Origin of the sequence: Paucibacter sp. Y2R2-4, assembly GCF_025717535.1 — a bacterium.
Lineage (GTDB): Bacteria > Pseudomonadota > Gammaproteobacteria > Burkholderiales > Burkholderiaceae_C > Paucibacter_A.
Window position 1 is genome coordinate 1,145,281 of the sequence record NZ_JAJIRO010000001.1, and the last position, 25,284, is coordinate 1,170,564.

20 protein-coding genes and 1 tRNA gene are annotated in these 25,284 nt (G+C 61.9%); 12 read left to right on the forward strand and 9 right to left on the reverse strand.

Annotation, left to right across the window (positions count from 1 at the left end; all coding sequences use genetic code 11):
* Positions 1–65: 65 nt before the first annotated feature.
* Positions 66–2,660, reverse strand: a complete 2,595-nt coding sequence (locus LNV06_RS04980; protein ID WP_411970057.1) for an ABC transporter permease — start codon at positions 2,658–2,660, stop codon at positions 66–68.
* Between the two features lie 116 nt (positions 2,661–2,776).
* On the opposite strand from LNV06_RS04980, the gene LNV06_RS04985 reads away from it, so the two are divergent.
* The 3 genes from LNV06_RS04985 (at position 2,777) to gbpA (ending at position 5,392) form a co-directional block, all read left to right on the forward strand.
* A complete protein-coding gene (locus LNV06_RS04985; RefSeq protein ID WP_263537109.1) occupies positions 2,777–3,658 on the forward strand; it encodes a DODA-type extradiol aromatic ring-opening family dioxygenase in 882 nt (293 codons plus the stop codon).
* Positions 3,659–3,668: 10 nt separating this feature from the next.
* Positions 3,669–3,742, forward strand: a tRNA-Gly gene (locus LNV06_RS04990).
* Between the two features lie 198 nt (positions 3,743–3,940).
* Positions 3,941–5,392, forward strand: coding sequence for an N-acetylglucosamine-binding protein GbpA (gbpA, locus tag LNV06_RS04995; protein ID WP_263537110.1), 1,452 nt, complete (start codon positions 3,941–3,943; stop codon positions 5,390–5,392).
* Positions 5,393–5,514: 122 nt separating this feature from the next.
* Here gbpA and LNV06_RS05000 read toward each other — a convergent pair whose 3' ends face one another.
* Together LNV06_RS05000 and LNV06_RS05005 are read right to left on the reverse strand one after the other, a co-directional pair.
* Positions 5,515–7,149 carry a response regulator gene (locus LNV06_RS05000; protein WP_263537111.1) on the reverse strand — a complete coding sequence of 545 codons (1,635 nt, stop codon included), beginning with the start codon at positions 7,147–7,149 and terminating at the stop codon, positions 5,515–5,517.
* 79 nt (positions 7,150–7,228) lie between these two features.
* On the reverse strand, positions 7,229–8,980 hold the full coding sequence (locus tag LNV06_RS05005) for a bifunctional metallophosphatase/5'-nucleotidase (RefSeq protein WP_263537112.1): 1,752 nt from the start codon (positions 8,978–8,980) through the stop codon (positions 7,229–7,231).
* 637 nt (positions 8,981–9,617) lie between these two features.
* Between LNV06_RS05005 and LNV06_RS05010 the strand changes: the two genes are divergently transcribed.
* Positions 9,618–12,041 (forward strand): TonB-dependent receptor, encoded by a 2,424-nt coding sequence (locus tag LNV06_RS05010; protein ID WP_263537113.1) that lies wholly within the window; start codon positions 9,618–9,620, stop codon positions 12,039–12,041.
* 110 nt (positions 12,042–12,151) lie between these two features.
* On the opposite strand, the gene LNV06_RS05015 is transcribed toward LNV06_RS05010, so the two are convergent.
* Positions 12,152–13,639, reverse strand: coding sequence for an NAD-dependent succinate-semialdehyde dehydrogenase (locus LNV06_RS05015; protein WP_263537114.1), 1,488 nt, complete (start codon positions 13,637–13,639; stop codon positions 12,152–12,154).
* Positions 13,640–13,805: 166 nt separating this feature from the next.
* On the opposite strand from LNV06_RS05015, the gene alaS reads away from it, so the two are divergent.
* Positions 13,806–16,436, forward strand: a complete 2,631-nt coding sequence (alaS, locus tag LNV06_RS05020) for an alanine--tRNA ligase (RefSeq protein WP_263537115.1) — start codon at positions 13,806–13,808, stop codon at positions 16,434–16,436.
* 98 nt (positions 16,437–16,534) lie between these two features.
* Complete coding sequence (locus LNV06_RS05025; protein WP_263537116.1) at positions 16,535–17,254, forward strand: UPF0149 family protein; 720 nt, start codon at positions 16,535–16,537, stop codon at positions 17,252–17,254.
* A 34-nt stretch (positions 17,255–17,288) separates the two neighbouring features.
* On the opposite strand, the gene LNV06_RS05030 is transcribed toward LNV06_RS05025, so the two are convergent.
* Complete coding sequence (locus LNV06_RS05030) at positions 17,289–17,771, reverse strand: SET domain-containing protein (RefSeq protein WP_263537117.1); 483 nt, start codon at positions 17,769–17,771, stop codon at positions 17,289–17,291.
* A 111-nt stretch (positions 17,772–17,882) separates the two neighbouring features.
* Between LNV06_RS05030 and LNV06_RS05035 the strand changes: the two genes are divergently transcribed.
* Positions 17,883–18,071, forward strand: coding sequence for a hypothetical protein (locus LNV06_RS05035; protein WP_263537118.1), 189 nt, complete (start codon positions 17,883–17,885; stop codon positions 18,069–18,071).
* 118 nt (positions 18,072–18,189) lie between these two features.
* Positions 18,190–18,714, forward strand: coding sequence for a GNAT family N-acetyltransferase (locus LNV06_RS05040; protein ID WP_263537119.1), 525 nt, complete (start codon positions 18,190–18,192; stop codon positions 18,712–18,714).
* 414 nt (positions 18,715–19,128) lie between these two features.
* On the opposite strand, the gene LNV06_RS05045 is transcribed toward LNV06_RS05040, so the two are convergent.
* The 4 genes from LNV06_RS05045 to LNV06_RS05060 form a co-directional block, all read right to left on the reverse strand.
* The gene (locus LNV06_RS05045) at positions 19,129–19,413 is read right to left on the reverse strand and encodes a hypothetical protein (protein ID WP_263537120.1); all 285 of its coding nucleotides are present in this window, start codon (positions 19,411–19,413) and stop codon (positions 19,129–19,131) included.
* A 146-nt stretch (positions 19,414–19,559) separates the two neighbouring features.
* Positions 19,560–20,555: a cytochrome d ubiquinol oxidase subunit II gene (locus LNV06_RS05050; protein ID WP_263537121.1), complete on the reverse strand. Its 996-nt coding sequence runs from the start codon at positions 20,553–20,555 to the stop codon at positions 19,560–19,562.
* Positions 20,552–21,910 carry a cytochrome ubiquinol oxidase subunit I gene (locus LNV06_RS05055; RefSeq protein ID WP_263537122.1) on the reverse strand — a complete coding sequence of 453 codons (1,359 nt, stop codon included), beginning with the start codon at positions 21,908–21,910 and terminating at the stop codon, positions 20,552–20,554. The genes LNV06_RS05050 and LNV06_RS05055 overlap by 4 nt, the downstream gene beginning before the upstream one ends.
* 2 nt (positions 21,911–21,912) lie before the next feature.
* The gene (locus tag LNV06_RS05060) at positions 21,913–22,494 is read right to left on the reverse strand and encodes a GbsR/MarR family transcriptional regulator (protein ID WP_263537123.1); all 582 of its coding nucleotides are present in this window, start codon (positions 22,492–22,494) and stop codon (positions 21,913–21,915) included.
* A gap of 362 nt (positions 22,495–22,856) precedes the next feature.
* Between LNV06_RS05060 and LNV06_RS05065 the strand changes: the two genes are divergently transcribed.
* The 4 genes from LNV06_RS05065 to LNV06_RS05080 all read left to right on the forward strand — a co-directional run bounded on the left by LNV06_RS05065 (position 22,857) and on the right by LNV06_RS05080 (position 25,274).
* The gene (locus LNV06_RS05065) at positions 22,857–23,738 is read left to right on the forward strand and encodes a dienelactone hydrolase family protein (protein WP_263537124.1); all 882 of its coding nucleotides are present in this window, start codon (positions 22,857–22,859) and stop codon (positions 23,736–23,738) included.
* Complete coding sequence (locus tag LNV06_RS05070) at positions 23,735–24,319, forward strand: GNAT family N-acetyltransferase (RefSeq protein ID WP_263537125.1); 585 nt, start codon at positions 23,735–23,737, stop codon at positions 24,317–24,319. The genes LNV06_RS05065 and LNV06_RS05070 overlap by 4 nt, the downstream gene beginning before the upstream one ends.
* Positions 24,320–24,457: 138 nt before the next feature.
* A complete protein-coding gene (locus LNV06_RS05075; RefSeq protein WP_263537126.1) occupies positions 24,458–25,030 on the forward strand; it encodes a DUF2975 domain-containing protein in 573 nt (190 codons plus the stop codon).
* Between the two features lies 1 nt (position 25,031).
* The gene (locus LNV06_RS05080) at positions 25,032–25,274 is read left to right on the forward strand and encodes a helix-turn-helix domain-containing protein (protein ID WP_263537127.1); all 243 of its coding nucleotides are present in this window, start codon (positions 25,032–25,034) and stop codon (positions 25,272–25,274) included.
* Positions 25,275–25,284 lie beyond the last annotated feature (10 nt).

The window sequence follows — 25,284 nt, forward strand, 5'->3', positions numbered from 1 at the left end:
CAACCGAAGAATCGTCAAACCCGGCCGGGCTTCTTCGAGCCCCGCCGGGTTTTTCATTCAGACACTTATTGCGTATCGGCCTCGCGCAGCGTCTGCGTCACGGGCCGTTGCAAGACCCCTCGCAGGCTCCACCAGCCGGTAAGCAAAGCCAAGCCGGCGCCGACCACAGTGGTGATCAGCGGCACCCAAAGATTAGGCGTCCAGTTGAAACCAAACACGAAGTGGGCCAGCAGTCCGCCCAACAGCAAAGCGACCACGCCCGCCAACAGGCCGGCCAAGCAGCCCACGCCCAAGAGTTCGACCCGTTGCACCTGCGCCAGCAGTTTGGAGCTCGCCCCCAAGGCGCGCATCAAGGCAAATTCTCGGGTGCGTGCGTCGCGCGTGCTGTTGACGCTGGCCAGCAGCACCACCAAGCCCGCCGCCAGCGAGAAGGCGAACAGATACTGCACCGCCTGAATCACCTGATTCAAAACCCCCTGCACCTGATTGAGCTGGGCCGAGACATCCACCACCGTGGCATTCGGAAACTCGTGGCCGATGCGCCGGTCCATGGCCTCGCCATCAGACGCACGAAAAGCGGCTACATAGCTACGCGGCAGCTCGGGCATGTCCGCACGCGGAAACAGCACAAAGAAATTGACCCGCATCGACGCCCAATCCACCTTGCGCAAGCTGCTGATGCGGCCCTCCACCGGCATGCCGGCCACATCGAAGCGCAGTCGGTCGCCCAGTTTTAAACCCAAAGACGAAGCCAAGCCTTCTTCCACGCTGAGGCCGTCAGCTTCATCGGCGGTCCATTTCCCCGCACGTATCTGGTTTTGATCAGGCAGGCTGGCGGCGTGGCTCAGATTGAACTCTCGCTCGACCAAACGCTTGGCTCGATCATCACTGAATTTCTGCGCACTGACGTCTTGCCCATTGATGGCCAAGAGGCGGCCACGAATCATGGGGTAGAAGTCATAACGCTTCACTCCTGCTGAAGCCAACTGCGCCCGAAACGGCTCGGCCTGATCGGGCTGAATATTGATGACAAAACGATTCGGGCCATTCGCCGGCGTCGCGGCTCGCCAGCTGTCAATCAGATCAATACGCAGCAAGACCAACAGGGCGAGCGCCAAAAGACCTATTGCCAAAGACGACACCTGCACCACCGCAAACACCGGCCTTGCGGCCACCTGTCGCGTGGCCAGCAGCAAGCTGCGCGGCATGGTGGCGCCGCCCGAATTCAAAGGTACCAAGCGGCGCAGCAAGTGCACCGCGCCCCAAGCCAACAAGGCGAACAGCAAGACGGCCGCGCCAAAGCCGCCCGCCGCAATCAAGCCCAGAACCAAGTCACCGGCCAACACTTGCAAGATGGCGGCAAAGCCCAGCACACCTGCGCCCAGCACCAAGGCCGACCCCGCATTCAATGAACCCAGTTCACGTCGAATCACCCGCAAGGCAGGAACAGCGGCCAACTGCAGCACGGGAGGTAAACCAAAGCCCAGCAAGAGGCTCAGCCCCAAGCCAAGCCCGAGCGCCGCCGGCCACCAACCTGGCGCGGGCAAGCTGACATTCAAGAGTCCGGCGAGCAATTCGACAAAGCCAAAATGCAAGGCCAAACCAGCGGCCACCCCGAGCACGCTGGCCACCAAGCCGGCAAAGGCGAACTCCAAGCCGTAAGTCCAAGCGATGCGCCGTTGCGGCTGGCCCAGCACCCGCAACATCGCGCAGTCATCCAAATGACGACCCGCAAAGTCACGTGCGGCGAGGGCCACGGCAACGGCAGCCAGCAAGGCCGCCAACATCGCCACCAGATTCAAAAACTTGCTGGCTCGGTCCAGGGTCTGGCGCATTTCGGGGCGGCCACTCTCCAAAGAGTCCAGGCGTACCCCACGCCAGGCCGAGCGTTCAATCAAAGCCTGAGCTTGGCGAGTGAAATCAGCAATACGCTGGGTCGACCGGGCATCGCCCGGCTTGCTCGCCACCGCCAAGCGATAGCTCACCCGGCTGGCCGCTTGCACCAACTGCGTGGCGGCCAAATCAGCCTCGGCCAACATGACCCGGGGCGCGAAATTCAAAAAGCCCGCACCGCGGTCCGGTTCGGTGGCGATCACGCCAGCAATGCGCAGACCAAGCTCCCCCAATTGCAAGCTGTCCCCGAGCTTCAGATTCAAACCCGTCAAAACACCAGGATCAACCCAAACCTCGCCGGGCTTGGGTGAAGCCACCCAGCGGCCATCCATCAGCCCCAACTGCCCACGCAGTGGGTAGGCCGCACCTACGGCCTTCACCGCCACCAGACGACTGGCGCCACCCTGCGCATCGGGAGCGCGAGCCATGCTGGCGAAATTAGCGCTGATCACATGCGCCAAGCCCAGCTGATCCGCGAGCGCCAGCAAGGGCTCTGGCGTGGGCTGATCGCTGATCAGCACCGCATCGCCCCCCATCAACTGCGCTGCATCGCGACGCAAACCTTGGTCCAGGCGGTCCGACATAAAGCTGACCGCGCATACCGCAGCCACCGCAAGGCCCACCGCAAGCATCAGCAATCGCAACTCCCCTGCCCGCCAATCTCGCAACAATTGCCGCCAGGCCATGCGTAAGACGCTGGGCGGCTGTAAGCGACCGGGCTTCGGGGATGCAGCCAAAGCTGCGCGCTCAATGCTGGATGTGCTCATGCCCTGCACTGTAGCGACTCTGTCAAGCAGACGTCGCCACGGTGCAAATGTCCTGAATGTCTCGTTCAGTCATTTGCCACCCTCAAGCAGGCGTTTCAGCGTCCAATCAAAACACCATGACGCAGCACACTCCAAGCGCTGGCGGCCGCTTCCCGCCCGTATTCATCTCCCATGGCTCACCGATGACGGCCCTGGAGCCGCGCGAAGCCGGACGCTTTATGCAAGACCTTGGCCACGCTCTAGACGAACAATTTGGGCGGCCGCGCGCGATCTTGAGCATTTCGGCCCACAGCCTGGCTGCGACCCCGACGCTATGGACGGCATCGCAGCACCGGGCCATCTATGACTTCGGAGGCTTCGACCCCCGGCTGCGCAGCTTGCGCTATGACGTAGCTGGCGCTCCTGAACTGGCCGAAGAAGTCATACATCTGGCGCGGCAGGCTGGCCTTGCCATGCAGAGCCGGCCCCAAGGAGGCTTGGACCATGGCGCTTGGACGCCATTGCGCTACGTCTACCCCGATGCCGAAGTGCCGGTACTGCCGCTGGCCTTCAACCCGCATGCCAGCCCTGCCCAGCAGTTTGCACTGGGGCAAGTACTTTCACCCTTGGCAGATCAGGGTGTGCTCATCATGGGCAGCGGCAGCATCACCCACAACCTGGGCCTGGTATTCGGCGCAGGTGGCCCCCCACCGGCGATTGACGCCGCCGAACTACCTGCGTCCGCCACATTCAGAAATTGGCTGCTGGAACGTAGCGCTGCCCGCGACTGGCCGGCCCTGCTCGACTACCGCGCCCAAGCCCCTTTTGCGGCAGCCATGCACCCCAGTGACGAGCATTTCTTGCCCTGGTTCATTGCCGCCGGTGCTGCCGGCCTGACGGACGCTCCACAGCGGATCCATGCCAGCCTAACCTTCGGCTCACTCGGCATGGACGCCTATGCTTTTGGCCCCGAGGCTGAGCGTTTGGCCGCCCTGATACGCGATGCCTCGGCCCTATAATCTGCCCTGTGCGGGTGTAGTTCAATGGTAGAACGCTAGCTTCCCAAGCTCGATACGTGGGTTCGATTCCCATCACCCGCTCCACCGGATAAATAAGTTTGCTCAAGGCCCGAGTCTTCTCGGGCCTTTTTTCATTGGGCTTCTTAGGCCCTGCCGAACGGCATTGGCCACAGGCCAGATGTGTCGTATTCATCTCCGCTGTAAGCAATCGTTAGCGCGGACCAATTGCAGACCAATTAACTTCACAATCGCGCCTTCTTTGATGGTGAGTGAGGGATTGCAATGACAAAGATGAAGTTCCTGCCCTTGGCCTTTGGCGCTCTGGCGGCTTTGAGCCAGAGCATGCCGGCATGGGCGCATGGCTATATCAGCGTACCGGAGTCGCGCAACGCCTTGTGTCGCAGTGGCGGCAATAGTGCATGCGGCGCCATTCAGTGGGAGCCCCAGAGTTTGGAGGGGCCATCAGGCTTCCCAGAGCGTGGGCCTGCAGATGGCCAACTCGCAAGCGCGGGGCTGGTGCAGTTTTCGCCAATGGACGAGCAAACAGCCACACGTTGGACCAAGCGCCCCATGCAAGCTGGCGCGCAGTCTTTCAGCTGGACATTCACCGCCAATCATGTGACTCGCAATTGGCGCTACTACATCACCAAGCAAGGCTGGAACCCCAATCTGCGCCTCAGCCGCGCCGCCTTTGAAAGCCAGCCTTTTTGCGTGGTGGATGGCGGCATGCGCCAACCGGCCAAAGTGGTGACGCATCAATGCCAGGTACCGCAGCGCAGCGGCTATCAGCTGATCTTGGGCGTTTGGGAAGTGGGCGATACCCCCAACAGTTTTTACAACATCGTCGATGCGATGTTCCAGGACGGCGGGCCAACGCCCCCGGTGCCGGTGGCGAACTGGTTGCCCAAGGGCACCATCTTTCCCTCGGTGGATCTGAAGGCGGGTGACAAAGTGGCCACCCGCGTCTTCGACACCAACGGCGAGCGTGCCGACCTGCAGACTCGCGTTGTCATCAACACCGACGCCGAAGGCGAACGCAACACCTGGCCCTATTTGCTGGCCAATCGCGTGAACGCCGAACAAGCATTGTTGCGCGCCGGGCAGATGGCGGCCAATGGCACGATTGCCCCAGTGCAGGGGCAAAACGAGGTGTTTGCGCGCAAGGACAGCGGCCTGCAACGCGTCGAGGTGCAAATCGATAAGGCGGCACCGCCAATTGCCGCTGACTTGATGGTGGCAGGTTTGGCCTCACAGCATGTCATTCCCAGTTCCGGCCCGCTGAATTTGAGCTTTACGCTCACCGCTGTCGGCGAGATCGAGGTCAATGCCAGCGTCTTTGATCACGGCGGCCAAACCAAGGGCGTGGCCACGGCCAAGCTCAATAACAGTGGGCAAGCCTTGCGTATCACAGTCGACAAGGCCATGCCCGGCCACCATCAGTTGGTGATCAAGGGCGTGGTCAAGGGCAGCGGTGCCTTGATTCAAAAGACCTATGACCTGATGTTCGTCGCGGGAGAACCGCAGCCGCCCCAGCCCGGCAACTATGACTATCGATTCCCGGATGGGCTGAAGAGCTACAAGGCAGGCACCCGTGTGCTGCAACCCAAGAACGGCGTCGTCTACACCTGCCGTCCTTGGCCCAACAGCGGCTACTGCACGCAATGGAGCACCGGCGCGCCGCACTTTGAGCCGGGCCTGGGGAGCCATTGGCAAGAAGCCTGGGTCGCGCGCTAACTCCGCTGACGGACGGCACAGCAGGGTGAAGGCCAGTTTGTGCCGTGCTGTTTGTTTCAGTGACGTGGGGCGCCCTCGATCTTGCAGGGTCACCCTGGCCTCTGCTAGATCGAGGCGCCCAATTACCAGCCCTTACGCTCCACAATGCGCCGGCCGCCATCGACATAGCGCGCATGCAACTCCTCAATGTCTTCACGCATGCACTCAGCATCCGGCTTGGGCAGGTGTTGGCCATGGTGGGCCAAAGTAGCACGGGCCAGATTGATGATGCGCATATTCAAGCTGGCTTGCGCCAACTCCATCAAGGCATCGAGCGTGCGCTGATGCTGCTTGCTGACCAAATGCGACATGGCCTCGCGCGCGGCTTCATTGATTTGGGCCGAGGCCTTGTGAACGGCAGACTCCAGGGACACCAGAGGCGAAGCGGCCATCTCAAGCAAGCGAGTGCGCGGACGTGAAATAGCAAAGCGGCGCGCCGCCCGCTGCGCCCACGGCAGGGCATCGGGAATCCCTTGTTGGCCAGCCGAGCGCGCCAAGAGCTGCAGCAAATTGCAGGCCATCTCAAAGGTGAACTCGGGGTTGTCGAGCTGCGAGCCGAGCTTGGCCAAACCAGCAAGCACCGCATCCGAGCGACGCAAAATCAAGGCCAGGGCACATTCCAGCGTCAGTTGCAGCGTCTGCAAGCGAAAGCTGTAAGCCGGGTAGCGCGCTAGCGCTTCTTGCAAGCACTTGAGAGCTCGTTCGCACTCATCGGCATCGGCTTGATCAACACAGGCGATGCCCAGCGCTACCACCCCTTGATAGTCCAAGGTGCGCGAAAACTGCCCGATGCTCAGCGCTGCGCCTAAATGCTTCGCGGCCGCGTCGCTGTAGCCCAAAAACAGCTGCAAGGACCCGAGCTTTTGCAGGCGAGCCACATTGCCCGGCGTGATCTGAACTGCTTTGCCGAACATCTCCACGGCGGCCGCAAAGTCCATCTCTTCCAACAAGGCCCGGCCATAGACGTCATAGGCGTCCACATAGGCAGGGTTCTCGGCGAGCAGGGTTTCTAGCGTTCGACAAGCCACTTGGGTGTCTGAATTGGCCAAGTCGATTTTGGCCAGACCCAGACGAGCCCAGGGCACCGCCTTGAAGGCCAAGAGCGCTTCGAACATGCGTCTCGCCGCATCGATCTGACCCAAGCGCAGATAAAGCTCCGAGCCAATCCGCGCCGCATACACCTTGTAGGTAGTGCTGGCAGCAAAAATCGCCTCACAGAGCTGAGCCGCGGCCGCGAAATCCCCCGACTCGATGGCGGCAAACACCTCACGCAACGCATGCTTGCGCTCGAGGATCACCTGCAGCCGTTCTTCGAACTGGCGTGCCGTGAAGGGCTTGAGCAGATAGTCGTCGAGCGCGCCTTCGACGGCGTCGGCCACATGGTTGTAACGCGCTTCATCGGTCACCATGATGAAGGCGGTCTGCATCGGCAGGCCCTTGGCCTGGCGCAACTCGTCCAACAGATCTTGCCCGGTCAGGTCATGAGCGCTGTGCCGAGAGAAATGAAAGTCGGTGATGATGATGTCGTAAGCCGGCACCGCATCTTTGATCATGCGTCGCGCGCTCTCGGGTCGGCGCGCCGAATGCACATGCTGCACACCGATATCGCGCAGCATGGTGCTCAGCACCGAACGCGTCAGTTCGCCCTCATCAATGATCAAGGCCCGCAGGCGGCTGGCATCCAAGCCGCCGGGCAGACCTCGCAGCCTTCTATGCACGTGCACCATCTCCTCAGTTCAGGCCGGATTGTCGGTCAGTGCCGACAGGCCGTCACCCAGAGCTGGGCGCATGCCGCAACTATCTGCGCACTATTCGACCGGATTGGATCTGGTTCGCGGCAGCAGGGTTCTCACTCAACCACTCCACCATGGCGTCGATGTCCACGCCAATGCTGACCCGCTCCTTGCCCTGACGCAGCACGCTTTGGCCATCGCCGCCTTCAGCCATGAAGTTATTGACCACCAAACGGTAGTTGCGCGCATCGTCCAGCGGCAGCCCACCCACGGTCACATCGCCCAATTGCGACACACCGTCTGCGCTCTGGCTCCATTGATAGCGCAAGCTGCTGGACACCTGCAGCAGACGCGCCGGCGCGTCGCCCTTGGGCAGTTGCTTTTGCAGCAGTTCACGCAATTGAGCGCCGCTAATCGTCATCGCCACCAACTCATTGGCAAACGGTTGGATGGCAAACAAGTCACTCATGGTGACGGACCGGCCCGGTTCCACGGTCAAGTCAGCACGAATGCCGCCCGGGTTCATCAAGGCCAGATCCGCGGGGCCACGCTTTTTGGCATAGGCCAGTTGCGAATCGGCCACCAAATTACCCAGCGGCGAGTCGCCAAACGGCGCCTGAGAATTGCGCTGAGCGCCCCGCTCGAGCATGGCCACCGGCTTGTTGCGCACCGCCGCGGTCAGCTCTGCGGCCCGCTGCACCAGCGCCACGAAGGCCGGATTCGGGGCGTACACCGACTGCAGCACCGGATGATTCACCGCCTCGGCGCTCAAGACCTTGCCTTGTGCGTCCAAGCTCAATCGGCTCTCCGTCACCCAGCCGCCATAACTCCCTGCCTGCACGAGCAGGCGGCCATTGATCTTGCAGGTGTAGGCCTGGTGGGTGTGGCCACTGATGATGATGGCGTAGGCAGGGTCTAGCCGCTTGGCAATGTCGACACCACGCCCTTGCAAAGTTGGGCAGCTGTAGCTTGGATCGATGGCGCCGCCGGTGTGGGTGGCGCCTTCATGCATCACTGCCACCAGCACTTGAGCGCCCTCAGCCCGCAGCTTCGGCACCAAGGCGTTCAAGGTGTCAGCCTCATCCGCAAAGCGCAAGCCGACAATGCTCTTGGGCACCACCACCAGCGGCGTGTCACGGGTGACCGCGCCCACAAATGCGACCTTAAAGCCGCCCACCTCTTTGATCACATGCGACGGCAACATCGCCTTGCCCGTCTGTGCATCTAATAGATTAGCTGCCAGGTAAGGAAACCCTGGGCCTTTGAAGCCCGGCCATGCACAACCTTCCGCCGGGCATTCCCCTTGCGCCTTGCGCTGCAGCTCTCGCAATCCAGCATCCAACTCATGATTGCCCAAGGCACTGGCCACCAGGCCCAGCTCGCCAATGGCGGCCAAGGTCGGCTCGTCCTTCAACAAAGACGACAACAAAGGCGAAGCACCAATCAAGTCACCGGCCGCGACAAACACGCTGTGCTCCCGACCCGCCCGCAGCTTGCCCATGGCCGAGGCCAAGTGGGCCACCCCACCCGCCGGCTGGGGCTTGATCTCGCCGGTCTGGGCGTCTGGCAAACGCGGCATCAGCGGCGTGGGTGACTTGGCTTGAATGTGGCCATGGAAGTCATTGATCGAAAAAATGCTCAATTCGCGCACAGCGGGCGCTGCCAATTCCGGCTCCTTGGTCTGCGGCGTCGCGCAGCCTTGCAAGACCGCCAACACCGCAAGCATCACCGCAACCCGATGGCTTGGAGTGCGCCCAGAGGTCTCGGCCAAGCCCTGAAGACCCAAGAATCGACTGTCAGACGAAGGTTTTTTCATGGAAGTGTTGGCCCGTGAGGGCTTCAAAAATAGAGTCAAAACAGCAATGACAACCGACCTGCGGACACGCTGCACCAGGCAAGTGCGCCTCGTTTGCGGCGTCCAGCATGCGCCGGCATGGCAAACATTTGGCGACCCAATCGACCGTGGCACCAGCGGGGCGGGCGATCTTAGCGCCGCATCCAGGCCTCGACTCAAGACCATTTTGTAGCCGCGATACAACAGAGTTTCAGCGCCAACGAAAACCGTCACGGAACTTCAACACAGCCTTGTCACACTCCGGCCCCGAAGCAAAGCCTCGCCTTGCCCTGTGTTTTTTTGTGCGTTCTCGGGTAAGTGCTAGGCAGTGTTGGCAGGTCAAGACGGGCAGACTTAGGCCCGGCGACCTATTCAGGGGGTTTTCGGGCTGAGTTCAAAAACAGCACAATGCCTCTGCTTCACATAATTTCTTTGCCAAAGTCGAATGACGCAAACGTTTACGCCCTAATTTTGAACAGGATGTCGCCCTGAGTTGGTGCAGCAGCCGAATACATCGGCTGTTTTTGGAGTCGGGACGAAAACGTTTGCGAAGTCTTTGGTGTCTGTGTTTGGTTGATCAGTTTTGCGCGTTGGGTCGCGTACTTTTTGGAGTAATCCCGTGAATAAAAAACAATGGATGAGCTTTTCCAAGTCGGCGTTGAGCGCCGCCGTGGCCATCGTCATCGCCGGCCCCGTGCTGGCGCAAACTGCTGCCGCTGAAGCCGACAAGGCCAACGAAGGCCAGCCCCGTGCCAAGGAAGACTCGGTTCGCCTGGGCACCATCACCATCGTCGGTGAAGGCAACAAGCTGGGCGCCGGCCTGATGCTGAACGAAGACACCGTCAAGGGTCGCAGCACCATCACCAAGGCCTCGACCGAAAAAGACATCGCCACCGGCAACCCCTTCCAGGCCCTGGCCCTGCTCCCTGGCATCAACACCTTCAGCCATGACGCGACCGGCCTGTACGGTGGCGGCATGACCATCCGCGGCTTCGGCTCTGACCAGCTGGGCTTCACCATCAACGGCGTGCCAGTCAATGACTCGGGCAACTTCGCTGTGTATCCGCAAGAGTACGTGGACCAGGAAAACCTCTGCACCCAGAGCGTGGCCCAAGGCGCCCCTGAAGTCGAGTCGCCCCACGCCGGCGCCACCGGCGGCAGCGTCAGCATCAATACCTGCGACCCGGAAGACAAGCGTCGCGTGCGCTTCGCCCAAACGCTGGGCATGCTGAACCTTACCCGCAGCTATGTGCGTTTTGACAGCGGCCGCTTCGCCGACGACAAGCTGAAGGTCTTCCTGAGCTACTCGCACACCCAGGGCGACCACTGGAAGGGCCCAGGCAGCGCCACCAAGGACCACGTCGATGCGGCCTTCCGCTGGGATCTGGGCAACGAAAACACCATCCTCGGCTCGGTGCTCTACAACCGCGCCATCAACGACAACTTCCTGGCCCCGACCCTGAAGCAGTTGAACGACAACGGCTACAACTGGGACTATTCCGCCAGCTTCACCCCCGGCCACATCAAAGGCACCAAGGGCAAGGCCGACAACGAAACAGGCCCTAACCCGGCCTACTACAAGCTGTCGAAGAACCCTTTCGAGAACGCGATTTACTCGGTGTCCGGCTCGTTCAAGTTGGCCGAAAACACCTACCTGAAGGTCCAGCCTTATCTGTGGACCGGCTTCGGCAACGGTGGCACACAACAAGTGGTGCTGTCTGAGACGGCCTTCCTGAACCCTGTGACGGGCAAGACGGGTGCCGGCGTTGACCTGAACGGCGACGGCGACACCCTGGACAAGGTGATCGTGGCGCGTGCCAGCGTGACCAAGACTTCGCGCCCTGGCATCACCACCGAGTTGAACAAGACCATCGGTGACCACCAGCTGCGCGTCGGCTTCTGGTTCGAAAAGGCCACCCACCGTCAAACTCAGCCGGCCGTCAAGGTCAATGACGATGGCAGCTCCACCGATGTGTGGCTGCAAAACGGTCAGATCCTGCGCCCCGATGGTTCGACCTACCAAGGCCGTGACTGGGAAACCACCAGCACTGCTTACCAGGCCTACGTCAGCGACAACATCAGCTTCATGGGCGACCGTGGTCTGCTGTCGCTGGGCCTGCGCGCCCCGACCGTCAAGCGTGATGTGACCAACACCGCCAACGAAGGCGGCACCATCAGCTACACCCTGCAGAAGTCCTACAGCGAAGTGCTGCCGCAAATCGGCGCCCGCTTCATGCTGGACGCTCAGCAGCAAGTGTTCTTCAACGTGGCCAAGAACTTCCGCGCACCGCCGAACTTCGCCTTCACCGGCAGCAATGTGAAGCCCAATGCCTCCGGCGGCGTGGATCTGGTCTCAGCCACCAAGGCCGAAACCGCCATCATGACGGACCTGGGCTACCGTCTGCAGACCCGCAACTTCTCGCTGTCCGGCACCTTCTTCAATGCCGACTTCAAGGATCGTCAGGCCAATGCGTTTGACTCGTCGACCCAGACCAGCACTTACACCAACGCCGGTCGTGTGAACACTCGCGGTCTGGAATTTGAAGCGGGCAGCGCACCCTTCCTGGGTGGCTTCACGGCCTACGCCTCGGTTACGCTGCAAAAGAGCGAGATCCAGGACAACCTGATCGTGGCCGGCACCGATGGCAAGCCCGTCACCTTGGAAACCAAGGGCAAGCAGTACACCCTGACGCCTGAGAAGATGGTTGGCGCTTCGCTGCAGTACGCCTCTGGCCCGGTCTATGCCCGCTTCAAGATCAAGCACACTGGCAAACAGTACGCCACGTTGATGAACGACGAGTCGGCACCGAGCTTCAACTTGGTGGACTTTGCAGCCGGCTACACCTTCAACAATGTGGGCTGGATGAGCAACCCCCAGCTGCGCTTCAACATCGCCAACGTGTTGAATGCTCAGTACCGCAGCCCGAACGGTGGTACCCGTGTGAATGCGCTGGCCTTGCCTAACAAGGCGGTCGACACCCCCAGCTACTACCTGGGCGCCCCCCGCTTCGTCTCGGTCAGCCTGAGCGCCGACTTCAACTAAGCACAGGCAAGAAAAAAGACCGGGGCCACAAAGCGCCGGTCTTTCTATTCACTTGCTCCTCAAAGCCGCAAAGCGTTCGCGCTCTGCGGCTTTTTTTACGCGTCAAATCCTCATTTCTGGATGTCGCCCAGGCAGAGGTATTTGATCTCCACATAGTCGTCCATGCCCTGGTGTGCGCCTTCACGGCCCAGGCCGCTTTGCTTGACGCCGCCAAAGGGCACTTCGGCGCTGGCGATCAAGCCGGTGTTGACGCCCACCATGCCGTACTCCAGCGCCTCGCCGACGCGGAAGACGCGGCCAATATCGCGGCTGTAGAAATAGCTGGCCAGACCGAACTCGGTGTTGTTGGCCAGGGCAATCACTTCCGCCTCGGTCGAGAACTTGAACACCGGGGCCAGCGGGCCAAAGGTTTCTTCGCGCGAACAGAGCATGGCCGGCGTCACATCGGCCAAGAGTGTGGGTTCAAAAAACTGCGCGCCAGCTTCTACGGCTCGCTTGCCACCCACCAAGAGCCGCGCGCCCAGCGCCATGGCGTCGGCCACATGCGACTCGACCTTGGCCATGGCCGCCTCATCGATCAACGGGCCCACATTCACGCCCGGCTCAAAGCCATTGCCCAGTTTCAGCGCCCCAACTTTGAGCGCCAGCTTTTCAATGAAGGCCTCGTACACGCCCTCTTGCACATAGAGGCGATTGGCGCAGACACAGGTCTGGCCGGCATTGCGGTATTTGCTGGCGATGGCGCCGTCCACCGCGCTGTCCAGATCGGCATCGTCAAACACGATGAAAGGCGCATTGCCGCCCAACTCCAGCGACAGTTTCTTGACCGTGGGCGCGCATTGCCGCGCCAGGATGCGACCCACCTCGGTGGAGCCGGTGAAGGACAGATGGCGCACCACATCGCTGTCGCACAACACATGGCCGATGGCGATAGAGTTGGCCGCATCGGCGCTCAACACATTCAAGACGCCGGCCGGCATGCCGGCGCGCTGCGCCAGTTCCGCCACCGCCAGCGCCGACAAAGGCGTGGCCTCGGCCGGCTTGATCACCACGGTGCAGCCGGCTGCGAGCGCCGGCGCTACCTTGCGGGTGATCATGGCCACCGGGAAGTTCCAGGGCGTGATGGCCGCGCAAACGCCCATGGCCTGCTTGATGACCAAGTAGCGCTTGTTGTTGTCGGTGGTGGGAATGGTTTCGCCATAAACGCGCTTGCCTTCTTCGGCAAACCATTCAATGAAGCTGGCGCCATAAACCACCTCGCCGCGCGCCTCGGCCAGCGGCTTGCCCTGCTCGGCCGTCATGATGCGGGCCAGGTCATCGGCATGCTTCATCAGCAGTTGGTGCCAGCGCATCAAGATGCCAGCGCGCTCTTTGGCGGTCTTGCTGCGCCAGGGGCCTAAGGCGCGGTTCGCGGCGGCAATAGCAGCCTCGGCTTCGCTGGCGCCCAGGTTCGCCACCTCGGCCAGCATGGCGCCGGTGGCGGGGTCGTTGACGGCAAATCGTTCATTGCCACTGACCCATTCGCCATTGATCAAAGCCTGCGTGCGCAGCAGGCTGGCGTCTTCGAGTTGGCTCAGCGGTGAAGTCTTGGCATCCATGAAGGGTTCTCTCAGTTCTGGCTTCGGTTCTTGAGACAAGACTCTAACCGTTTCGACAGGGCCTCAGCGAAGGGCCCACCCCTATAATCAAAAGCTCCGAAAAATCAAGTATTTACTGCGTCCAAAGGTGATTACCCAAGGCGCGGTTCCAGCAGAAAGCCCGGGAATGAAAGCAGCAGAAATACGTCAGACCTTTCTGAAGTTCTTCGAAAGCAAAGGTCATCAGATCGTGGCCTCCAGCCCGGTCGTGCCGGGCGACGACCCCACGCTGCTGTTCACCAACGCCGGCATGAACCAGTTCAAGGACGTGTTCCTGGGCTTTGACAAGCGCGCCTACACCCGCGCCACCACCAGCCAGAAATGCATCCGCGCCGGCGGCAAGCACAACGACCTGGACAACGTCGGCTACACCGCACGTCACCACACCTTCTTCGAAATGCTGGGCAACTTCAGCTTCGGGGACTACTTCAAGCATGACGCCATCTCCTACGCATGGGAGCTGTTGACCACCAAATTCATGCTGCCGGCCGAGAAACTCTGGGTCACCGTCTACGCAGAAGACGACGAGGCTTACGAGATCTGGAACAAGGTAGTGGGCGTGCCCGCCGAGCGCATCGTGCGCATCGGCGACAACAAGGGCGGCCGCTACATGTCCGACAACTTCTGGATGATGGGCGACACCGGCCCCTGCGGCCCTTGCACCGAGATCTTCTACGACCACGGCCCCGATGTGGCCGGCGGCCCTCCGGGTAGCCCGAACGAAGACGGCGACCGCTACATCGAGATCTGGAACAACGTCTTCATGCAGTTCAACCGCACCGAAGACGGTGTGATGCACAAGCTGCCCAAGCCCAGCGTCGATACAGGCATGGGCCTGGAGCGCTTGGCTGCGGTGCTGCAACATGTGCACTCGAACTACGAGATCGACACCTTTGTGGCCCTGCTGGCCGCGGCCAAGGCGGCTGTGGACAGCTCCGGCGCTCAAGATTGCGACAAGGACAGCGCCTCGCTGAAGGTCATCGCTGACCACATCCGCGCCTGCAGCTTCACCGTCGTCGACGGCGTGATCCCTGGCAATGAAGGTCGCGGTTATGTGCTGCGCCGCATTGCCCGCCGCGCCATCCGCCACGGCTACAAGCTGGGCGCCCGTACGCCCTTCTTCCACAAGATCGTGGCCGAATTGGTCAACCAGATGGGCGAGGCCTATCCCGAGCTGCGCCAAGCCGAGAAGCGCGTCACAGAAGTGCTCAAGCAAGAAGAAGAGCGCTTCTTCCAGACCATCGCCAATGGCATGGAAATCCTGGAAGGCGCACTGACGTCCGAAACCAAGCAGCTCGACGGTGAACTCGCCTTCAAGCTGCACGACACCTTTGGCTTCCCGGTCGACCTGACCGCCGACGTCTGCCGCGAGCGCGGCGTGTCCGTGGACCAAGCCGGCTTTGACGCCGCCATGGCCCGCCAGCGCGAACAAGCCCGCGCCGCCGGCAAGTTCAAGATGGCCCAAGGTCTGGCCTATAGCGGCGTGCCCACCGCCTTCCACGGCTACGAGCACCTGGTCTGCGAGACCTCCAAGGTCACTGCCGTCTACATCGACGGTGTCAGCGTGACTTCCGCCAATGCCGGCGACGACGCAGTGGTCGTGCTGGACCACACGCCCTTCTACGCCGAGAGCGGCGGCCAGGCCGGCGACTCCGGCGACCTGCGCAACCCGAGCAGCCGCTTCGCCGTGGAAGACACGCTGAAGATCCAGGCCGATGTGTTCGGTCACCATGGCCGCGTGATGGAGGGTTCGATCTCGGTGGGCGACAGCTTTGTGGCCCGCGTCAACGCCGAGCAGCGCATCAAGAGCGTGCGCAACCACAGCGCCACCCACCTGATGCACAAGGCCTTGCGCGAAGTGCTGGGCAGCCATGTGCAGCAAAAGGGCTCGCTGGTGAATGCCGAGCGCACCCGTTTTGACTTTGCCCACAACGCCCCGGTCAGCGCTGAAGAAATCGCCAAGATCGAAGCCATCGTGAATGCCGAAATCCTGGCCAACTCCGGCGCCAAGGCCGAAGTGATGGCCTTGGACGATGCGCAAAAGAGCGGCGCCATGATGCTGTTCGGCGAGAAGTACGGCGAAACCGTGCGGGTGCTGAGCATCGGAACTTCGAAGGAACTCTGCGGCGGCACCCACGTCAAGGCCACCGGCGATATCGGCCTGTTCAAGATCGTTTCTGAAGGTGGCGTGGCCGCTGGCGTGCGCCGTATTGAAGCCGTCACCGGCGACAACGCCCTGGCCTATCTGCAGCAACTCGAAGGCACGCTCAGCCGCGCCGCCGGCACGCTGAAGACCTCGCCCGCCGAGTTGGAGCCGCGCCTGCATGCGGTGCTGGATCAAGTGAAGGCGCTGGAAAAAGAACTGGCCAGCGCCAAGAGCCGCCTGGCCGCCGCGCAGAGCAATGACTTGATGACGCAAGCGGTTGAGATCAAGGGTGCCAAGGTGCTGACCGCCACGCTCGACGGTGCCGACGCCAAGACACTGCGCGAAACCATCGACAAGCTGCGCGACAAGATGCACTCGGCCATCATCGTCTTGGCCTCGGTCGACGGTGACAAGGTCAATCTCTCCGCCGGCGTGACTGCCGACTACATCGCCCGCGGCCTCAAGGCCGGCGAGCTGGTCAGCTTTGTGGCCCAGCAATGCGGTGGCAAGGGCGGCGGCAAGCCCGATCTCGCCATGGCCGGCGGCACGCAGCCCGCGGCCCTGCCCGGCGCTCTGGCCAGCGTGGCAGGCTGGGTCGGCGACAAGCTCTAATTTTTTATGAACACGACAAAGGCCCTCGGGACGTCAACACCCGAGGGCCTTTGTTCTTTTTTGCAAACTCATTCCCCACCGGTTTTCAGGAGCCTGCTATGAACGAAAGCACCATTGACCACGCCAACGCCGAGCGTTTGGCCGCCCTTCTCCAGATCTTGGTCGCGGCCACCCCCGAAGACGAAGACGCGGTGCCCATCGACACGCTGGACGGCTACCTGACCGCGCTGATTTGCGGCCCTGGCGACAGCGGCCCGCTGCAAGCGATGGACGCGCTGTTTGGTGACGACTGGGCCGACGCCTTGGACGAACAAGACGCCACCGAAGAGTTCATGAGCGTGCTGCATGAGCGCTGGAACGAAATCGGCGAAGCGCTGGACCCCGAAGGTTTGGCCGCCGATCCGGAAGCCATGCTGCTGGAACCGCTGATCACCGAGTTCGACGAAGCCACCAAGGCCAGCCTCTTGAGCCAAGGCGTGTTGACTCAAGAACAGTTGGAGCAGTTGCCTCCGGCCGGCCTGATGTGGGTCGAAGGCTTTATGCAAGCCGTTGAAGACAATGAGCAAGACTGGTACGTCTTCGACGACGAGAGCGAAGAAGCACAGATGCTGGATGCGATGCTGATGGGCGTGGCCGCCGTGGCGATGCCGCCGGGCGACCAGTTGCAAGCCTATATCGACGAGTCCTACGACGAAGACGAAGAAGTCGACCAGAACGTCTTACTGGACGACGCGCTGTTCTCGGTGCAGGACCTGCGCACCTTCTGGCTGCAGCAGGCGGTCAATCAGGCTGTCGGTTCGGGTCAACTCGACGACTGACTGATTGATTGAACAAGCGAGCGACTGAAAAGTCCTAAAGGCGACCGCTGCAGTTGGGCGCGCCGCAACGACAGGTGAGCCGCCCCTCGTGGTGGCTCTCGCCGTAATCGCAACAGAGTTCTTCGCCCACCTCGATATCGCGCAGGGCGTAGAACTCCACCCGACCTTGGCTGATGCGCAGCTTGGCATTGGGCGCGCAGCTGTGGTTGATGTGGCGCAGGGCGTCGGTGGCGTTCGTGGCATCGACAGCTCTTGTCTCCGACACTTCGACGATATGGATGCGCTCGCGTCCTTTGGCGCGACGGCGCGCCTCACGCACCGAGATCGACTCCCCCCGTAACTCGCCAAGCTTGCGGCGCTCCGGGATGGGCTCGGCGGCAAAGACTCCTAGACCATCGATGGTGCTCTCCCCCACCCTCAGCGCAAAGCGCTCGGCGGGCTGGCGCTGCCCCTTGATAGGCGCAGGCGCCTCAACTTGAGGCTCGGTCGGGGCTTGGATTTCAATCAAACGCGGCATGGTGCGGCTATTGTCGCCGCGGAGCCAGCCGGGCCCGTGTGTGAGGTCAGACGACAACAAGGCGCGCCGCTGCGCTTGACCTGCCCTTCAACCTCCACGCATACTGGACCGATGCAAGCCGCCAGTTTCACTTCCAGCACAAACACCCACTTTGGCGCCCAGCCACAAGGTGCTGCGGCCGTGCGCGCCCTGCGTCAGGCACACGTGGTTCAGGCACACCTAGTTCAGGCCCACCTAGAGCTGGTGGCCATGATGGCCGCCCACGAAGAACTCGCCCCAGGCCCGCAGCGGCACACCTGAGGCGCGGCCCACCAGAGCCCCCCACTCTCCCCCTGAAAAAGCCCGCTGACCCTGCGGGCTTTTTTGTTTTTCCGTCCCCACCGGTCCACCACCCCAACCCACAAGGAGCTTGAGAGACATGCAGATCACCATACGCCGCGCCCAAGTCAGCGATGCCGCCGGGTTTGCCGAACTGATGAGACACCCCGAGGTCTTCGGTGCTTTGCTGCAAAACCCCTACCCGACGGAGGACATGTGGAAGCTGCGCCTGCAAGACGGCGCCGCACCGGGCAAGGTCGACCTGCATTTGGTGGCCTTGAACGCCGAGGGCAAGCTGCTCGCCAGCGCCGGCTTGTTCAGCGTCGGTGCGCCGCTGCGCCGTCGCCACGCTATGGGGCTGGGCATCTCGGTGGCGCATGGCGCTCAAGGCCAAGGGGTCGGCAAAGCCATGATGGCGGCCCTGCTGGACTACGCCGACAACTGGGGTCAGGTCTTGCGCACCGAGTTGACCGTCTACGCCGACAACGCGCGCGCCATTGCTCTGTATGAACGCTTCGGCTTTGTGCAAGAAGGCCGCATGAAGGCCTATGCCTTGCGCAATGGCGCTTATGTGGACACCTTGGCCATGGCGCGCTTGCACCCGAAACCGCCGTCGTGGAACTGAAGTTCTTCTCTACAGCGATGGCTGCAGGAAGAAATTTGCGACCTGAATTGATGGCCCGGTGCCAAGCGTCGCCGGGGGCGTAATTCCGCTCCTGTCCCCCGCCGTCGCCTTGCTGGCGACGGCTCCTCCTTTACCTCGCGGAATCACACCCCCGACGCCACTCGGCAGTTCTATCGCTGTGCGCACGCTTCGTAATAGCAGGGCCGTTCTGGATCAGGACACTTGGGGGCTCTGTGACGCGAGGTAAAGGAGGAGACCCAGGCAAAGCCTGGGACGGGGGACAGGAGCGGCACAGAGCCCCCAAGTGGCCTGATCTTGGTCATCAGGTCGCAAGGGGCAAAAAAAAGCCGCGAGGCAATAGCGTCGCGGCTTGACTCTTACGACCAAACTTACAGGGCCAGCTCATTCTTCAAACTAAATCGGTTGAAACTGTGCCCGGCGATCCTCGGCTACGCGGACCTCGGCGGGAGACTGGCGCCCTTCGACCATTACCCTTGGAAGTTGCTGGGGCGCGGGGCGGGTTTGCGGCATGCTGCTGAGGCGCTTGCCGGTGATGACCAAACGCGCCAACTTGACCACCTCGCTGGCCTGGGCCGGACCGGCGGGCATCAGGAAAGCAAAAAAAGCCACCGCCAGGCTGCCAGCAAGCGTCGCGACGCTGCGACGCTTTGGAATTTGAGTACAACGCTGCTGGTTCATGGTGGCTCTCCCTGCTCCCGGTGGAGCGATTCATTCAGTGCACGCAGTATCACCAGCGAGCCCTTCGTTCAAAAGGCTGAAGTGACGAACTGCCGTTTCTTGCGATCAAACGGCAGAAACCGGGAGCGAAAGCCGGCAGGGGCGACTCAGGCGTAACGCAACTCCCCCGATTTGCCCCAAAACACCCGGTAGGCGAACACGGTGTAGACCGCGATGGCCGGCACCGTCGCGGCCACACCCCAGAGCAAGAACTGCAGCGACTTGGGCGCCGCGGCGGCTTGCCAGACCGTCATGCGATCGATCAGTACATAGGGATAGAGGCTGTAGGCCAAGCCCATAAAGCCCATCAGCATCACCAAGACCATCAAGGCAAAAGGCAACCAGCACAGCTTGCCCAGCACCCGGTGCGAATTCAGCAAGGCGCGCAAACCCAGCAAGGCCAGCGCCGTCATCAAAGGAATCGGCAGCAAGGCGATCAAGGCCGGCATGGTGAACCAGCGCTCACTCACCGTCGCGCTAACCCAAGGCGTGGTGATGGACACCAAGGCCAAACCGATCACCACCGCCGGCCAAGCCAGCTTGGCGCGGCGCCGAGCCAGCAATTGCAACTCACCCTCGGCCTTCATCAAGAGCCAGGCCGCGCCCAGCAAGGCATAGGCGGCGGCCAGCGCCAGCGCGATCAGCACGGCAAACAAGGTGTAGGCCCAGCCCTCGGCAAAACCGGTGATGTAGCGCGCCAGCATCCAGCCCTGCGAGAGCGAGGCCAAGGCCGAACCGGCCATGAAAGCACGGTCCCACAGCGGCTTCCACTGCGCCTGCGCTTTGACGCGAAAGTCAAAGGCCACGCCGCGCAGCGTCAAGCCCAAAAGCATCACCGCCACGGGCAAGTAGAGCGCCTGCAAGATCAGGCCATGGGCCTTGGGAAAGGCCACCAACAAAATGCCCACCCCCAGCACCAGCCAGGTTTCGTTCGCATCCCAAAAGGGCCCGATGGAGGCGACCATGCGGTCCTTGTGTTCCTCGCTAGCGCCCAGCATCAGCAGACCGACCCCCAGGTCATAACCATCCAGCACCACATAGACCAAAAGGGCCAGGCCCATCAGGCCCATAAAGACCAGCGGCATCCAATACTCGGCGTTCATGCGACGACCCTCCCCGCTTCATTTTTGGGCAAGGCTTGCGATGGGCTCACATCCACCGGCTTGCCCGCCATGTACTTGATGACCGACACATAGGCCGCAATCAAAGCCAGATACAGGGTGATGTAGGCGGCCAGCGTCAAGGCGATGGTGGGCGCGGGCGTGGTGGAGGCCGCATCGGCGGTGCGCATCAGGCCATAGATCAGGAAGGGTTGGCGCCCGATCTCTGTGACATACCAGCCCGCCACCGTGGCCAACCAACCGGAAAAGCTCATCCAAGCCAAGCCTTGCAAAAACCACCTGGGCAAAGCCTGCGCAGACCAAGCCTGGCGCCGGTACAGCCACAAACCCAGCCAGCTGAAGGCCAGCATCAAGAGGCCGGTACCCACCATGATACGAAAGCCGAAGAACAGCGGCGCGGCCGGGGGATGGACGCCTTTGAAGTCGTCCAGGCCTTTGATTTCACCGTCGGCCTGATGCGTCAGGATCAAGCTGGCCATTTTGGGAATGCCGATCTCGAAGTCATTGCTGCGCGTCTTTTCATTCGGCCAGGCAAACAGCAGCAGCGGTGCGCCGCGCTCGGTCTGCCACACCCCTTCCATGGCGGCAATCTTGGCCGGCTGGTGCTTCAAGGTGTTCAGGCCGTGCATATCGCCGACCAGGATTTGCACCGGGATCAGCAGCGCGCCCAGGGTTAAACCGACGCGCAAAACCTTGGCCGTGTGCGGCTGTGCCTTGCCCTTGAGCAATTGCCAGGCGCTCAAGCCCGCCAGGAAGAAGGCCACCGTCAAACCCGAAGCCAAGAGCTTATGCGCCAGGCGGTATGGGAAAGAGGGGTTGAGGATGATGGCCCACCAGTCCAGCGCATGGAACTCGCCATTGATGATTTCAAAGCCCTGCGGCGTGTGCATCCAGGAGTTCAGGCTCAAGATCCAAAAGGCGCTGAGCGTGGTGCCAAAAGCCACCATCACCGTGGCCAACACATGCACCCGCTCGCTGACCCGGCCGTGGCCGAACAGCATCACCCCCAGAAAACTCGCCTCTAGGAAGAAGGCCGTCAACACCTCGTAACCCAAGAGTGGTCCGGCGATATTGCCGGCTTTTTCCATAAAGCCCGGCCAGTTGGTGCCGAACTGAAAACTCATGGTGATGCCGCTGACCACGCCCAGCGCAAAACTGAGCGCAAACACCTTGGTCCAGAAACGGTAAGCCCCCAACCACGCCGTATCTTGGGTACGCAACCAGCGCCAGCGGAAGAACAGCAGCACCCAAGCCAGGGCAATATTGATGGTGGGGAAAAGAATGTGAAAGGTGATGTTGGCTGCAAACTGCATGCGCGCCAGAACGACGGCGTCCATGATCAGCCTGCGCTTTCTTCAGGGGCGCTCTTGCCCGTGACGGCCCGCCCAATGCGCCCCGGCAGCTCCAACATTTTTTGCACCTTGGAGCCCATCTTCATCAGCTGACCCAAGGTCTGCGAATCCATCTTCTGCACATCGTCAAACCAGGTCGACAGCAGCTCGATCAAGTCATGCATGCCGCGCATGCGCTCTTGGGCGATGCGGTCTTCCTCGATCGACGGCGTCTCCAGCAAGGCATTGCGCAGCATGGACAGCGTGGGCTCAATCTCGCGCCGCCGGCGCTCTTCGGCCAGGGTTCGAAAGATCTCCCAGGCATCGCTGGGTGCCTCGAAATACTCGCGTCGGTCGCCGGGCAGATGACGCAGCTTCACCAGGCGCCAGGCTTGCAATTCCTTCAAGCCCATGGACACATTGGAGCGGCTGAACTCCAGGCACTCAGCGATTTCGTCCGCGTTCAAAGCCTGCGGCGAGACAAAGATCAAGGCATAAATCTGCCCCACCGTCCGGTTGATGCCCCAGCGGCTGCCCATCTCGCCGAAATGGGCCACAAAGCTTCGAACAAGCGGACTCATTGCATTCATGAACTGCCTTCTACTTCTGTTGATTGCCTTGCCCTGGCGCAAACCTGAGCGTGGCGGTGTTTGACTTGGCGCAAAGTTTATCCAATTTTCAGTAATTACTGAAAATTCAGCAAATGCAAGACTGACTCGGCGGGGCTTTGACGGGGTCGCCGCGCCAGCGCTGATACGCAGGCCATGAGTTCAGGCACGGCCTGCGGCCCCAACAAGCCGTCAATAATCGCGGCGACGCTGGAGCACCCTCGCAGCCCCACCAGCACCCCAACACCTTGCTCTTCGCCCCCTTCATGAACTCCATCCTCCGGACAAGCCGAACCACAACAAGGTCGCTCGCCCCCACTCTGCTGAGTGTTTTGATTTGTGGCTTGGCCCTGCAATGCGCCCCAGCCCTGGCCGCAGCTGAGGCCAAGGCTGAGGCTGAAAAAGTCCAAGTCCCCAGCCTCGACCTGCGCGCTGGCCAGCCGCTGCCGCTGCTGGGCCATTGGTTCGCCGCAGCGCCCGGCGCAAAGACTGCCGCGCGCGCGCCGGCCATCGTGCTTTTGCACGGCTGCGGCGGCGCCTACGGACGCAAGGGCGAACTGTCCGAACGCATGCAGGACTACAGCCACACGCTCAATGCCGAGGGCTGGCATGTGCTGGTGCTGGACTCGCTGACGCCGCGCGGCGAGCGCGAGCTGTGCACCCAAAAAATCGGCACCCGCGCCATCACCATGACCGAGCGGCGCCGTGACGCGCTGGGCGCCCTGCAATGGCTGGCTGCGCGGCCCGATGTGGACGCCTCGCGCCTGGCCCTGCTGGGCTGGTCCAACGGCGGCAGCACCGTGCTGGCCAGCACCAATCTGAAGCACACCGAAGTCAAAGCGGCCCCGCTGCGCCCACGCGCTGCGGCGGCTTTCTACCCCGGCTGCGAAGCCGATCAAAAGCGCGGTTATGCGCCCACGGCACCGCTTTTGATGCTGACCGGCGCGGCCGACGACTGGACGCCGGCCGCGCCTTGCGAAGCGCTGGCGCGCGAAGCCCAGCCGAGCAGTGGTATCGCCCCGCCCAAGTCGGTGTCCTATGCCGGGGCTTTCCATGGCTTTGACGCCAAGACGCCGGTGCGGCTGCGAGCGGACGTGCCCAACGGCGTCAAACCCGGCGCCGGCGTGCATGTGGGTGGCCAAACCGAGGCCTTGGCGCAATCCCGCATCGCCCTGCTGGACTTTTTGCGAGAACAGTTGCGCGAGCCCTTGCGCACTCAGCCATGAGCCTTGAAGCCCCGAAACAACTCAGCAGCGCCCGCCTGCTTTTGCGCGCCCCCAGCGCCGCTTTGGCGCCCGCCGTGCTCGACTTTGACTTGCGCAACCAAGAGCACTTGGCGCCCTGGTCTCCGCGCCTCTCGGCAGACTACTTTGAGCTGGCATCGGTTCAGCAGCGCTTGGCGCGCGCCGAGCAAGAGCAAGCCGCCGGACTGGCGCTGCGCTACTGGCTGTCCAGCCATGAAGAGCCCACGCGATTGATCGGTCAGGTCAATCTGACGCAAATCAGCCGCGGGCCTTTTCAGAATGCCATGCTGGGCTATAGCTTGGACGCGCAGTCGCAGGGCTCTGGGCTGATGACTGAAGCCTTGCGCAGCTTGATAGACCAGGCTTTCGCCAGCCCGCTGCGCTTGCATCGCCTGCAGGCCGCGGTTCGCCCTGAAAACAAGCCCAGCCTGGCGGTACTGCAGCGCCTGGGCTTTGCCTTGGAAGGCTTGAGCCTGCGCTATTTGTTCATCGACGGCGCCTGGCGCGACCACCAGGTGTTCGCCTTGCTGAACCCTTCTTGGGGCGATACCGAAGCGCCCTAAGGCGGCAGCGCAAGCTGGGCCAACTTTGGCGCCCTCCCCCCGACAGAGGGATGCCTTCCGCCATCTTTTCGCTTAACATCAATAAATTATTGTTTTACAGTAATTTTTTTGAATTTGCGATAAGCGACACGCCGCGCCATGAACACGAATCAAGACACGCCAAGCAGCAGCTCCAGCCTGCGTTTGCGGCGCATACGCCGACTGGCCTGGTGGGTGCGCCTGCTCAGCCTTTTCGCCGCTGTAGGACTGCTTGTCGGCACGGCCCTGTTTTGGAGTCGGCCCGGTTGGCTGAGTTCGGTCGCGCAAGATCGCTGGGGCTTAAGTGAAGCCACGATAAATCTGGACCCGCGCAGCCGCCTGCTGGGTTGGGCGTTCAGTTGGCTGCCCAATTTGGTCATGCTGTTCGCGCTCTGGCAGATCTGGGCCTTGTTTGGCTACTACCGGCGCAGCGAGTTCTTTGCCAGCGGCCCAGCCCTGCATTTGCGACGCTTGGGTGCGGCCTTGATGGCTTACACCCTGGCTCAACCGTTGGGCGTGACCTTGAGTGTCTTGGCCCTCACCTTGGGCAACCCGGCGGGACAGCGCAGGCTTTACTTTGGTCTGGGCACGGACCAGTACCTGAGCCTGTTTCTCGGTCTGGCCATCTTGGTCATCGGCATCGTGATGGAGGAAGCCTCCCGCATGGCTCAAGAGAACGCGGAGTTCATCTGAGATGCCCATCATCGTCACTCTGGACGTGATGCTGGCCAAGCGCAAGATGCGCTCTCGCGAGTTGGCGGAGGCGGTCGGCATCACCGAGGCCAACCTCTCGCTATTGAAGTCCGGCAAGGTGCGCGGCGTGCGCTTTGACACTCTGGCCGCTATTTGCAAAGCACTGCAGTGCCAGCCCGGTGAGCTGTTCATTTATGTGGACGGCCCTGAAGACGAGACTGCAGCCGGCACAGCGCCGCTCTAAGCCCACCCAA